Raw genomic sequence first — 12,341 nt, 5'->3', positions numbered from 1 at the left:
ATCGTCGCGCCTTAACCAGAAACCGTAACTTTTTCACATGCTGTCGACGATTTAAGCAGCGTGTCTAGGGGGATACGGCCCGGTTGCCACCGTGCGCCGGCCACGGCAGGCAGAGACGACCGATGAGGAAGAATCCGCGTTTTCAGCTGATCAGAATGGACGAACACCGATTTTTCTGGAGGCTTCTCGGCAGCAACAACGTGTCGCTCGGATCCGGCTCGACAGGCTACCGGGACGTCGAATCGTGCGTCGCCGGAATAGCGTGGCTCAACGACAATATAGTTGATCTTCAAGCAGATCTGCACCACAAGAGCGGTGCGAACTGGCGCTGGTCACTCCGTTCGGAGCACAAACTGGTCGCGACCGCCAGCCACGAGTACGGCCGGAGAATCGAAGCGAGTCACAGTCTCGACCGGTTCCGGGCCGCGGTGGCCGCGGCGGCGGGCAACGACGCGCCGGACACCGTAGTCGATTGGCGCGCGAAATACGGCGCGAATTCCCAGAATCTTTCCGTCAATTCGTTCCGCGATCTCCGATCACCGTGAGTGCGTTGGCCGGGGATTAACCATCAAGACGTCGGGCGGGAACGCAGAACACCGGAGACGGACAGGCTGGTGCGGCGGAATTGTCCTGTCACGGAAACCTGTGACGACTTTGGGAACTAGAGAGAGAGTGCTTCAAACATGCGTGCTCGTACCACTCGGTTTCTCGGCGCAACAGCGATCGCTGCTTCGGCTTGTCTTTCCTTGACCGGCACGGCTTCGGCTGTCGCACCGGCCAACGGTCTGCCTGAGGTTCTGGCGTCCGCCGGCTCCGACACGATCTTCAGCGTCACCGGCGCGATCCTCGCCAACGCCAACGCCGCGGCCTGGAACACCGACCCCGACAACTACGTGAACGTGCCCCCGGTGCTGGCTGCCGGCACGTCGTTCACCGTCCCGGCCGACCCGTTCAACAACGCGGTCACCTACAACGCGTCGAACCCGCCGCCGGACGGCTCCTCGGCCGGCAAGGCCGCGCTGAAGGCCTCGGCCGACGCCGGTAACGGTGCCATCGACATCGCCCGGTCTTCTTCGGGCCGTGGTGGCAGCGACCCGGCCACCTTCGAGCTCTTCGGCTTCGCGAAGGACGGCGTCGCCTGGTCCTCCTCGGCGACGGGCGCGGGCGCCGGTCTGACCCTGACCCTCGCGCAGCTGCGCGGGATCTACGACGGCTCCATCACCAACTGGAACCAGGTCGGTGGCGCCAACGCGGCGATCTCGGTGTACCTGCCGCAGCCCGGCTCGGGCACGCTGACCTTCTTCACCGGCACGGTGCTGGGCTTCGACCCGACCACCAAGCCGGTGACGATCAACCGCTTCCAGGAGAACGACGCGACGACCATCGCCGCCGCCAACCAGGCGACCGCGATCGCGCCGTACTCGATCGCCGGCTGGGTCGCGCAGGGCAACAGCGTGACCCCGGACAAGCGCGCCGGATTCACCGTCAACCCGCTCACCGGTGCCGGTTCCGACGGTGCGCCGGTGTCCGGCTCCGCCGGCAGCTACGCCCCGGCCTTCCTGGACAGCTTCCTCGGTTCGCGGGTCGTCTACCACATCGTCGACACTCGCTCGCTGTCCTACGACCAGGCCAAGCGCGCCATCGGCTTCGACACCGGTGACACCGCCGCGACCGCGAGCCCGCTCTGTGGCGGCAAGCTCGCTGCCACGCTCACCCAGTTCGGGTTCAAGACCCTGCCGGCCACCTCGGCCGGTCTCACCTGCACCAAGTCCTGACCTGATCTGAGCGACTGAAACGACAGTGGCCCGGCGAGCATCCGCTCGCCGGGCCACTGTCGTTTTCAACTACCGCCATATGTCGACAAGTGCCGGTAGTTTTCGCTACGCCCACGCCGGGAACAGGCGCCACAGCGCGGTGGCGGCGAGGGTCGCCAGCACCAGCAGGACCGGGGCGGAGATGACGTAGGTCGACACCGGGCGCCACCGGCGGTACAGGAAGGTCGCCCCGGCCGCGGCGGCCACGAAACCCGCGAACGCAAGTACCAGCAACGCCCACGCGCCGGACGCCGCGCTCCGGCCGTCCTGGGCGTCGGCGCGGCCGTTCTGCGGCGTCGGGCGGAAAGGCATGCCCTCGATCACCGCGGTGACCACCGTCGCCTCTTCGGACGCGAGCGGCCACCACGACGCGGACGTGACCAAGGTGAGCCGGTCGTCCTGGCTCTTGCCGTAGTCGGCACCTTCGTCCAGCGCACGCACCGCGCTGCCGGTGACCCGATAGACCGTCCGGCCCTGTGTGGTCGCGACGACGATCTCGTCCCCCGCCGCGAGATCTCCCAGCGACCCGAACGGCGCACCGTAGCCGGAGAACCGCCCGGCCAGCGCGGAGTTGCCCGGCTGCCCTGGTCCCGAGGTACCGGGGATGTGACCGGGCCCCGACGCCGTCTCGACCGGTGACGCGCCCTCGATGACGACCTGTTGCAGCCGGAGTTTCGGGATCTCCAGTACGGCGACCGGCGACCCGAATTCGATCGGGGTGCTCGGGGGTGTGGCACCGAGCAGGCTCTGGCTCGCGCCGAGTGCCCGGCCCATCTCGTCGCGGATCTCACCGAGTGCCGCGCGCTGGTCACTGCTCTGCAGCATCGGGCCGAGCGCGTAGACGACCAGTGCGAAACAGACCACGGTCGCGACCAGCCAGACCGAGACCGTCACCGCGATCCAGCCCCGGCCGAACCGCACGAACCGTGATTCCCCGGTTTCCGGCGGCGTTTCGGTGTCGCTCGCCCGTTCGTTCGTCTCCGTGCTCATGCTTCACCGCTCACGGACGAGGGGTAACGACGGCGGGAGACCAGCGTCGTGACCGCGGTGGCCACCGAGTGCATCGCCTTGGTCAGCCAGGACGGCACCGGGCGCCCGGCGGTGGCATACGCCGTCGCGGAGGGCAGCGCGGCGAGGATCACCAGTGCCAGCATGGGAATCAGCACGCCGAGCGCGCCGGCACCGGGGAAGCTCGGGATCCGCACGGAGTCGGCCAGGTTCTTCGCCGCCAGCACCGTCGCGGGAGTGGGCGCGGCCGTGGTGGCGGGCGCCGCGGTGGCGGCGGGCGGGGTGGTGCCGCCCAACGGCGTCGTGGCGTCCGAGACCGGCGTGGCGGTGTTGCCGGAGTCGCCCGTGGCCGGCAGCGGGTTGTTGGCGGCTTCCTGTTCCCGGCAAGCGGCGTCAGAGGTGCCGGTGCCGATCCTCGCCGCGCGGTCGCCCGCCAGCCCGAGCAGTTCGGGGGTCAGCGGCACCATGCCGGCGCCCATCGCCGACTGGCCGCCGTTCTGCGCGACCCGGAGGAAGGTCTTCAGTTGTTCCTGTTTGGCTTGCTGAGGCACGCATGCCTTGTCGACCAGGGGGTTGACCGGCGCGGCGAGGTACTCCGCGAACGTGAGCGGATAGGCGTCCGGATCCGTGGCGGTCCCGGGCCGCAGCGTCCCGTCCGGGGATTGCTTCATGCTGTTCGCCGCCGCCTGCAGGGAGTGCGCGTTCGGCGAGACGAAACCGCCGCGGCCGTTCGGCAGCGCCACCGGGGTCCAGCCGTTGTCCGTCGCGGTCGCCAGGTCGGTCACCACCCAGTTCAGGCAGCCCCCGGAACAGTCGGCGCCGGTGCCGAGGGTGGCGTTGTTGACGAGCTTGCGCACGGCGAGCCTGCCGACCTTGGCATCGACGTTGTGCAGCGGATTGCCGCCGGGATCCAGTGCCTCCAGCGCGGTGATCGTGCCCGGGGTCTTGCCCGCGAGATCGCCGTAGTTGGCCTTGCGGTCCGGGAACAACCAGGACCGCGGCGCGGACTGCCCCAGCACCGTGGACAGCGTCAGCGGGACACTGCCCTTCCCCGCTTCACCGGTCACACCGAAGAAACCGGCGGCGCTGTCGACTCCGGCGCGGGCACCGGCCCGCAGTCCCACGTTGGCGGGGTTCCGGCCGTCGACGACGGCGGCCATGGCCGCATTCCGTTGTACCAGTGCGGATCCGTCCTGGAAGATACCGCCCCGGCCGTCGGCGTCCGGGGTTTCCCCGCCCTTGGACAGCATGTCGGCGACCTCGTCGAAGGTGAAGGAGAACGGGGACCGCACCCGGGAAATGAGGGCGGCGTTGCCGTCGTCCTTGTCGGTCGGCGACCAGCCGACCGCCGCGATCACCGCCGCGTTCAACCCCACCGGCACGTATTCGCGGGAGCGGACGGTCTGCTCGGCCAGTGCGCTCCCGGAGCCGGTGAACGCGATGTCCGCGTTCCCGGTGTCGAAGGATTTCAGTCCCTCGTCCTCGTTTTCCCCGATGATGTTCGTCGGCTGGTCGGCGTGGGTGGGCGCGCACAGCAACTGGTTCCACGACACCGCGGTCCCGCCGAACCGTTCCGGCATGGTCGCGTCCAAGGTGCTCGCCCCGAGGCCGCCACACCCTTTCACCGTGAGCCCCGGTGCGGTCGGCGCGAACTTGATCGACGTGTCCATCGCGGACAGGACCTTGCCGTCCACGGTTCCCTTGATATTCAAGGCGAACATGCAGGGATGGGTTTCGTCGCAGGTGAACGAGTACTTGCGTGCCCGGATCGGCGTTCCGTCCGAGGAGGTGGAGACGATCGGGTTGTTCGCCCAGGGAAACGCCGGCCCCACGTTGAAACTCGTGTAGTCCGGGTCGAAAATGACATAGCCCGGGATGCTCGAACCACGCGGGATCGAGGTGTCGAAGACGACGTCCTTGCTGTTCTGGCTCCGGCCGCGATCCACCGCGCCGAACTGCGCGCCGACGAGTTCGTCGTTCAGTGTCTGGCAATAGGCGTTCACCCGGATGGTCAGGTCGGGCTGCGGCACGGCGGGCCCGACTCCCTTGAGCAGCGTGTTGGGCACCTCGGCCGGGCAGACCTTCAGTGTCACCCGTCCCCCGGCGGGCAGCCCGGACACGGTGATCCGCACGGGATCACCGTTCTGCGCTTGGGAAACATCCGCCGAGGCCTTCACCGTGTAGGCCAACGCCGGCGGGGGGACGTCTTGCGCGCCGGCGGGCGGCACGACGAGGACACCTAGCACCGCCAGTACGCCGCTGACGAAGACGACGCAGACGCGCCTTAGTACGACGAGCACCACAGGAACACTCCCAGACTTTCACGACTCGCGATGAAGCGGCACACGACCCGGCGGGCGCGCGCAAGACCAAGCTCCTCGAAGCCGGCGGGCATCGTCAATGTCGTACCAGTGCAACAAGACGTGATTCACGAACGCCCCGTCGGGCGTTCCCCGCACGTACACCTTTCGCGGCGGAAAGGACTCCATACTCGCCGTGTTCCGGGGGCGCTGCACGCTGCCCGCAGGGAACCCGATCAACAGCAGCCGAAGGTGAAGGAAGGCAGCACGTGACCATCGCGCTCCCCCGGCCCGAACCGTCTCCGCCGGATTCCCCGGTCCGGCGAGCGGTCTCCGACGAGCCGTCGAAGGCGGACCGCGCGTTCCGCCGGGTGACCACCGGCGCCGGGCTCACGATGCTGGGCATCCTGGTGGTCATCGGGTTCTTCCTCGTCTACCGCTCGAGGCCAGCCTTCGACGCCAGCGGCTTCGGTTTCTTCACCACGATCGACTTCGACCCGGCCAACAGCGCGCTCGGCGTCCTCGGGCTGCTCTACGGCACGATCGTGGTCGCGCTGATCGCCGTGTGCGTCGCTGTTCCGCTGAGCATCCTCGCCGCCCTCTACATCACCGAGTACGCCAGCGGCAGGCTTCGCGGTTTCCTGACCGGCTTGGTCGACCTGCTGGCCGCGATCCCCAGCCTGCTCTACGGCCTGTGGGGGTTCAGTTTCCTCGGCCCCCAAATCGTGCCGGTGTCGCGCTGGCTGACCGACAACTTCGGCTGGTTCCCCCCGTTCGCGGCCCAGGAGAACGCGCTGTTCATCAACTCGATGTTCATCGCCGGGCTCGTGGTGTCGCTGATGGTCCTGCCCATCACCACCTCCGTGATCCGTGAGGTGTTCACGCAGACCCCGCCGGGCGAAAAGGAAGCCGCGCTCGCGCTGGGCAGCACTCGGTGGGGCATGGTGAAAACCGTCATGCTGCCCTTCGGCCGCGGCGGGATCATCGGCGGGTCGATGCTCGGACTCGGCCGCGCACTCGGCGAGACCATCGCGGTTTCCCTTCTGCTGCCCCAGGTTCCGGAGATCACCACGCACTTCCTGGAATTCGGCGGCGCCACGATCTCCGGCTACATCGCCAACCATTCGGGAGCCTCCGGGCTCGCTCTGAGCGGGCTGATGGCCGCCGGTCTGGTGCTGTTCGTCTTCACCCTCGCCACGAACTTCACCGCTTCGGTGATCATCTCGAAGAGCCGGTCGGGCGCGGGGGTCGACGCCTGATGACCACCACGATGAACGCTCCGGACGAGGTCGCCGCCGCCCCGCCGAAACCGCGGCCGATGCTCAAACGCCGGACGTCGGCCACCACCCCGCAGGACCGGTGGGCGGCGCTCGGCTGCGCGGTGTCCGCGACCCTGCTCACCTGGTTCCTGATGCACCTGCTGCTGGTCTCGCCGGGCTGGCTGGCCGACCTGATCGTGGCCTACGCGCTGTATCTGGTCATGCTCTACCTCGTCACCCGCGACCGGCTGGGCAGGCTGACCGCTGTCGACAGGCTGGTGTCCACGGTCGTCGTCACCGGCGCGCTCGGCCTGCTGGTGCCGCTCCTGTTGCTGCTCGGTTACATCGTCGTCAAGGGTGCGCCGTATCTGCGCTTCGATTTCTTCACCCACGACATGTCCACCGTCGCCCCGACCGCTCCGGCGTCGGAAACCGGTGGCCTCCACGCGATCGTCGGCACCCTGCAGCAGACCGCGCTGACCCTGGTCTTCGTCGTCCCGCTCGGTCTGCTCACGGCGATCTTCCTCAACGAGACCCGCTCACGCTTCCGCCGCCCGGTGCGCATCCTGGTCGACGCGATGAGCGGGCTTCCCTCGATCGTCGCGGGCCTGTTCGTGTACGCCGCGCTGATCATTCCCGGCATCCAGGCGGGCGTGGGCCTGTTCAGCTTCAACGGTTTCATGGCGACGCTGGCGCTGACGATGGTCATGCTGCCCACGGTGACCCGCACCGTCGACGTCGTGCTCCGGCTGGTGCCGAACGGCCTTCGTGAAGCCTCCCTCGCGCTCGGTGCGAGCCGCGCCAGGACGGTGTGGTCGGTGGTGTTGCCGACCGCACGCACCGGCGTCACCACCGCGGTGATCCTCGGCGTGGCGCGGGTGGCCGGGGAAACCGCGCCGCTGCTGTTCACCTCGTTCGGCGCGCTCGGCATGAACGCCAATCCGTTCTCCGGGCCACAGGAAAGCGTGCCGTTGTTCGTTTTCCGCTACATCAAGGAACCGCTGGAGAACGTCCAGCAACGCGGATACGTCGGCGCGCTGGTGCTGATCCTGCTGATCTTCACCCTGTTCGCCATCGCCCGGCTGGTCGGACGCGACCGGTCGAAGCGCAAAGCCAAACGCACCACCACGAAGAGAGCACGGGAGACCCGGTGACCGACACCACCGAACTGTCCGATGTAGACAACAAGGACGACGACGCGGCCACCGTTCCCGACGGCATCGGCTACCTCGACGCCGAGTACGAAGACGGCCCGGCCGCCGCGACCAGGGAAGTACACCTGACCGGCGGCCCTCCCCCGGGCGCCGCCGAACTCGAATCCCGCGAGGTGGCCGCCTGGTTCGGCGACCGGCTCGTGCTCGAAGGCGTCTCCCTGCACATGCCCGCCCGCGAGGTCACCGCGCTGATCGGCCCGTCGGGCTGCGGGAAGTCGACGTTCCTGCGCATTCTCAACCGGATGCACGAACTGGTTCCGTCCGCGACGCTGGCGGGCGAAGTATTGCTGGACGGCAAGGACATCTACGCCGACGGGACCCGCGCCCAGCAGGTCCGCCTGCGGGTCGGCATGGTCTTCCAGAAGCCGAACCCGTTCCCCGCCATGTCCATTCGCGACAACGTGCTCGCCGGGTTGAAACTGGCCGGGGTGAAATGCGACGACAAGGCAGCACTCGTCGAGCAAAGTCTCGAGCGGGCCGGACTGTGGCGTGAGGTCCGCGATCGGCTGAACTCACCCGGCGGCGCCCTTTCCGGTGGCCAGCAGCAGCGGCTGTGCATCGCACGCTCACTCGCGGTCCAGCCGAACGTGCTGCTGATGGACGAGCCCTGCTCGGCACTCGATCCGACGTCGACGCGGCGGATCGAGCAGACGATCGCCGAGATCGGCCAGGAGGTGACCGTGGTGATCGTCACGCACAACATGCAGCAGGCCCAACGGGTTTCCGACCACTGCGCGTTCTTCCTCGCGGCCGAGAACGAGCCCGGCCGGGTGATCGAGCACGGCCCGACCGAGACGATCTTCAGCGCCCCAGCCGACGAACGCACCTACGACTACGTCAACGGCCGTTTCGGCTGAGGCGAAGGGAAACCCATGATCCACCAGACTTCCCTCGCGCGACGACTCGGTGCGCTCGCCGCCTGTTTCGCCGTCGCCGCCGGGTCCCAGCTCGCGCTCGCCCCGGCGGCGAACGCGTTCACCCAGATCACCGGTTCGGGTTCGACCTACGTCGGTCCCGCCATGAGCGACTGGCAACGCGGGGCCTCCGCCCGGGGTATCCCGGTCAACTACTCGAGTCTGGGCTCGCCCACCGGGGTGAACCAGTTCGGCGACCAGACCGTCGATTTCGGTGCCACGGAAGCGGAAGTCAGCTCGCTGAAGGCCGCCGGCGGTGGCGGTCAATCGGCCGAGCAGCGTGGCTACCAGTACGTCCCGGACGTCGCGGGGGCCGTCGCCGTCATGTACAACGTCAAGGACGCGGCCGGAACCCAGGTCGACTACCTGCACCTGACCCGCGGGGTCATCGGGCGGATCTTCAGCCGTGACATCACCCGCTGGAGCGACCCGGCGATCACGGCGACCAACGGTGGCAAGGCGCTTCCCGATCAGCCGATCACACTACTCGGCCGGACCGGGCAGTCCGGGACGACCGCTTTGTTCTACGACTTCATCGCCCAATCGGCACCCGGCCCCTACCAAAGCTTCGTCACCCGCAACGCCGGAACAGGAATCGGGGCTCTCCCGCCCGGCGTGCGGCCCATCCAGCTGCCGACGCGGGGCCCGGACGCCGAGTGGTACCGGCTGTTCGCCGATTCCGAGCAGATCGCGACGGGCATCAAGTCGGGGAACGTCCCCTACTCCATCGGATACGACGAATTCAGCTACGCACTCCGCTACAAAGTGCCGACGGTGTGGGTGGAAAACCAAGCCGGTGAATACAAACAGCCGTTCGCGGAGAACATCGCGGCCGCGCTGACCGCCGCCGAACTCCGCCCGGACCTGAGCCAGAAACTCGACAAGGTCTACACCAACCCAGACCCGAAAACCTACCCGATCTCCGCGTACTCCTACATCATGATGCCCTGCACCACCGGCCGCGACACGTGCCGCGGTGGCTACGGCGACCAAGCCAAGACCGACACCATGACGGCGTTCCTCGAGCACATCGCCTGCGACGGGCAGGTCAACATGGCGAAGGTCGGGTATTCCCCGCTCCCGACCAACCTGTCCCAGGAAATGATGAACGCCAACGCGCGGCTGACCGGGCGACCCGCGAAACAGCTCAATGCCGGAAACTGCGCGAACCCGACCTTCCACGGCGGTCTCGGTGCCGGTGCGTCCAGTCCGCCGGACCCCTTCGAGAAACTCGGCGGCGTCGGCAAGTTGACCAACGGGGGCAACGGCAATCCCTCGGCGACGACCGGTCCGGCCTCAGGTCCCGCGTCGGAGTCGGCACCGGCCTCGGCAAGCACCCAAGCGGACGCCGACCTCGCCAACGGCGGTTCCAAGAACTGGCGCGACGCCGAGCCCGCCGCGTACGGGGAAAACGCTCCCGGCGGTTTCGGTGGCTGGGCCGCGCTGGTGCTGTTCGCCGCGATCGTCACGCCACTCGCGATACGCGGACTGGTCCGCAAGATCAAAGGTTCGTGACCAGTGCGTGGGTGCCGAACACTCGGCAAGGAGACCCCTCGCGGTTTCCGCTGGCCAGGTGGGGTCGTGAGTGGCAACAAGTGTTAGAACACTCGTAAACACTCACGAGTGACCGCTGAACTATTTGTGGGTGACGGAAAGGTTGTGGATCACGACCTCGCCGTAGTTGCTCGACGAGCAGGGCGAGGCGTTGGTGCAGTTCGCCTGTGTGTAGGCACCTGCCTTGAAGAAGTTGCTCGACGAACTCGACGAGACCGTCGCCTTCAGGGCACCGTTGTAGTACACCTTCACCTTGCCGCCACCGGCGACGAACTTCGCCTCGAACTTCGTCCCCAGCTGGTAGGAGCTGGTGACGAGCTGGTAGGTCGAGTCGTTGCCCTTGCTGATGTAGAGGCTGGTGCCTTTCAGCCGGAACGCCGTCAGGTCGCTGCTGGAGTCGTGGATCTGGCCCGCGATGATTTCCGGCTTCCCCGACGGCAGCTGGGTGATCGTCTGGTCGACGATCATCGTGTGGGTGCCCGACGTCGTCGACCAGCTTGCCAGGCCGGCGCCGCCGTTCGTCATCTCGCGCAGCTCGGAGCGCGGGTAGCCGGAGTTGGAGGTGGTCACCCCGTTCACCGCCGCCCGGAACTGGACGCCACCGCAGCCGGAGGCCGCTTTGAACCAAGGATCGACCGAATAGGTGGCAAGCTTCGGCTGGGTGATCTCGGTGGGCTTGCTGGACGATCCCGTAGGCAGGGTCTGCTTCCAGTTCGTCAGTGCGAGGACGTCAGCCGGGTAGCTGCATGCCTCGGCCTGCCCGGTCGACGCCGAGGACGGCAGTGCGGGGACTACGCACAGACCGGCGACCACTGCCGGAGCGATCATCCACAGTAGACGCTTCATGGGTCTTGATCTCCTTTGACGGGGACGGGGATCGGAAAGACGGCGGCGGGATCTTGAGGCGCAGCTCGGTCGGCGGGTGCCGTCAGCCGGGGGTGACGATAGAGATGTCGTCGAGTTGCTCGGCCGCGGGCCGCACCGGGTAGAGGTCGCCACCTGGTGGTACCGGTACGTGCCGCAGCGCGGCCTTGGCCTTGCGGTCGCCGGCGTCCGCGGCGGCGTGCAGCGAGTCGAGTGCGGCGTACTGGGTGAAGTCGGTTTCCGGGAAGGGCCAATGCGCTTGCCCGCGCGTCGCGGCCGGGATCAGGAAGTCGACGGCCTTGGCCAGGCTGCCGCCCGCGGGTGTCCGGTAGGCCCACAGGTCGACCCCGACGTGCTGCCCGATGCGCGCCAGCCGCGTCATCGCGACCAGGTTGAAGGTGAAGTAGTGGTAGCTGCGGGTGCGGGTGGCCTCCATCGGCTGGCTGCCGTCGGCCGCGATCTGCTTGTCGATGCGGGTGGTCGCAGCGGTCTTGACGAGGGTCCGCGCGGTGTCCCGGTCGCCGGTATAGAGGGCGATCCCAGCGGTGAGCATGTCGTAGAACGTGCCGTGATTGTTCTGCTGCGCGGCCTCGTCCTTGCCGTTTTTGCTGGTCTGCAACCAGGTCAGGAACTCACCGGACCAGGTCTTGAGCCCGGCGTCGTCGCTTCCGCTCCATCCCGGCGCGCCGGTGTTGAGGATCGCGGCCGCGTCGAGCACCTGGGTGAACGTATAGGAGAACTCGATAATCCCGATGCCCCGGCCGTCGGTCATGCACGGGATGCCCTGGGCGAAGTTGAGGTTGGGGTTCATCCGGGTGCCGGCATCGAGGAACCAGGTACGCAGGTCCAACGCGGCACGCCGGGCGTAGTCGGGGTTTCGCGTGTAGTACCACGCCAGCGACAGCTGGTAGATCGAGTTGAACGCGGTCAGCCGTGACGGCTTGTCGGGGATCGCGTCGGTGGCGGGATTGCGCACGCCGTCCTTCTCCACGTACGGGCAGCCCTGCGGGTTCTCCGGAGTCGGGGGTTGCGTCGGCCACCAGTAGGGCGCGAGGCTCATATAGTCATGGCGATCACCGCTCGGCGGCACCTGGGTCTTGTCCGTGACCGACCACGGCCCCTTGGTCAGAGCCACGTTCGCCTGGGCGAGCAGCGCGTTCAAGGAGGTCCGCATCATCCGGTCACCGGCGCGCAGGGCGAGCTTGTTCCGGACGAGCTGGCCGCCGTCGAGCACCACGGTGTCCGGCCGACGGGCCGTATCAAGGAAGGTGGCCGGATCGGCGGTGGCGACGCCCGAAAAAGTGGCGCACAGCGTCACGCCTGCCATGGCGACGGCCGCGAGACGGCCCAGTTTGCTGCGAAACGACATGAGTGGCAACACCGCAACTCCGTTCAAGTACATGAACAAGTGACA

General features: G+C 67.7%; 10 protein-coding genes. 6 read left to right on the top strand and 4 right to left on the bottom strand.

Features of this window, described 5'->3' with window-relative positions; genetic code table 11:
• Positions 1 to 200: 200 nt before the first annotated feature.
• Both VGP60_RS37185 and VGP60_RS37180 read left to right on the top strand, forming a co-directional pair.
• Entirely contained in the window at positions 201 to 545 is a 345-nt protein-coding gene (locus tag VGP60_RS37185) for a DUF1508 domain-containing protein (protein WP_327552898.1), read from the top strand.
• Between the two features lie 138 nt (positions 546 to 683).
• Entirely contained in the window at positions 684 to 1,775 is a 1,092-nt protein-coding gene (locus tag VGP60_RS37180) for a substrate-binding domain-containing protein (RefSeq protein WP_327552897.1), read from the top strand.
• A 105-nt stretch (positions 1,776 to 1,880) separates the two neighbouring features.
• Here VGP60_RS37180 and VGP60_RS37175 read toward each other — a convergent pair whose 3' ends face one another.
• The gene (locus VGP60_RS37175; protein WP_327552896.1) at positions 1,881 to 2,804 is read right to left on the bottom strand and encodes a class E sortase; all 924 of its coding nucleotides are present in this window, start codon (positions 2,802 to 2,804) and stop codon (positions 1,881 to 1,883) included.
• Positions 2,801 to 5,122: a hypothetical protein gene (locus VGP60_RS37170; RefSeq protein ID WP_327552895.1), complete on the bottom strand. Its 2,322-nt coding sequence runs from the start codon at positions 5,120 to 5,122 to the stop codon at positions 2,801 to 2,803. Before VGP60_RS37170 ends, VGP60_RS37175 begins: the two co-directional genes overlap by 4 nt.
• A gap of 269 nt (positions 5,123 to 5,391) precedes the next feature.
• On the opposite strand from VGP60_RS37170, the gene pstC reads away from it, so the two are divergent.
• From pstC to VGP60_RS37150, 4 genes are all read left to right on the top strand, one after another.
• Positions 5,392 to 6,381, top strand: a complete 990-nt coding sequence (pstC, locus tag VGP60_RS37165; RefSeq protein WP_327552894.1) for a phosphate ABC transporter permease subunit PstC — start codon at positions 5,392 to 5,394, stop codon at positions 6,379 to 6,381.
• A complete protein-coding gene (gene pstA, locus VGP60_RS37160; RefSeq protein ID WP_327552893.1) occupies positions 6,381 to 7,535 on the top strand; it encodes a phosphate ABC transporter permease PstA in 1,155 nt (384 codons plus the stop codon). The genes pstC and pstA overlap by 1 nt, the downstream gene beginning before the upstream one ends.
• Positions 7,536 to 7,660: 125 nt before the next feature.
• Positions 7,661 to 8,452 carry a phosphate ABC transporter ATP-binding protein gene (locus tag VGP60_RS37155; RefSeq protein WP_327552923.1) on the top strand — a complete coding sequence of 264 codons (792 nt, stop codon included), beginning with the start codon at positions 7,661 to 7,663 and terminating at the stop codon, positions 8,450 to 8,452.
• 15 nt (positions 8,453 to 8,467) lie between these two features.
• Positions 8,468 to 10,024, top strand: a complete 1,557-nt coding sequence (locus VGP60_RS37150; protein ID WP_327552892.1) for a substrate-binding domain-containing protein — start codon at positions 8,468 to 8,470, stop codon at positions 10,022 to 10,024.
• A 120-nt stretch (positions 10,025 to 10,144) separates the two neighbouring features.
• Here VGP60_RS37150 and VGP60_RS37145 read toward each other — a convergent pair whose 3' ends face one another.
• Together VGP60_RS37145 and VGP60_RS37140 are read right to left on the bottom strand one after the other, a co-directional pair.
• Complete coding sequence (locus tag VGP60_RS37145) at positions 10,145 to 10,909, bottom strand: polysaccharide lyase family 7 protein (protein WP_327552891.1); 765 nt, start codon at positions 10,907 to 10,909, stop codon at positions 10,145 to 10,147.
• An 82-nt stretch (positions 10,910 to 10,991) separates the two neighbouring features.
• On the bottom strand, positions 10,992 to 12,296 hold the full coding sequence (locus VGP60_RS37140) for an alginate lyase family protein (protein WP_327552890.1): 1,305 nt from the start codon (positions 12,294 to 12,296) through the stop codon (positions 10,992 to 10,994).
• Positions 12,297 to 12,341: the final 45 nt, after the last annotated feature.

Source organism: Amycolatopsis sp. (genome assembly GCF_036008905.1).
GTDB lineage: Bacteria > Actinomycetota > Actinomycetes > Mycobacteriales > Pseudonocardiaceae > Amycolatopsis.
This window is presented reverse-complemented; position numbering and strand designations above follow the sequence as displayed.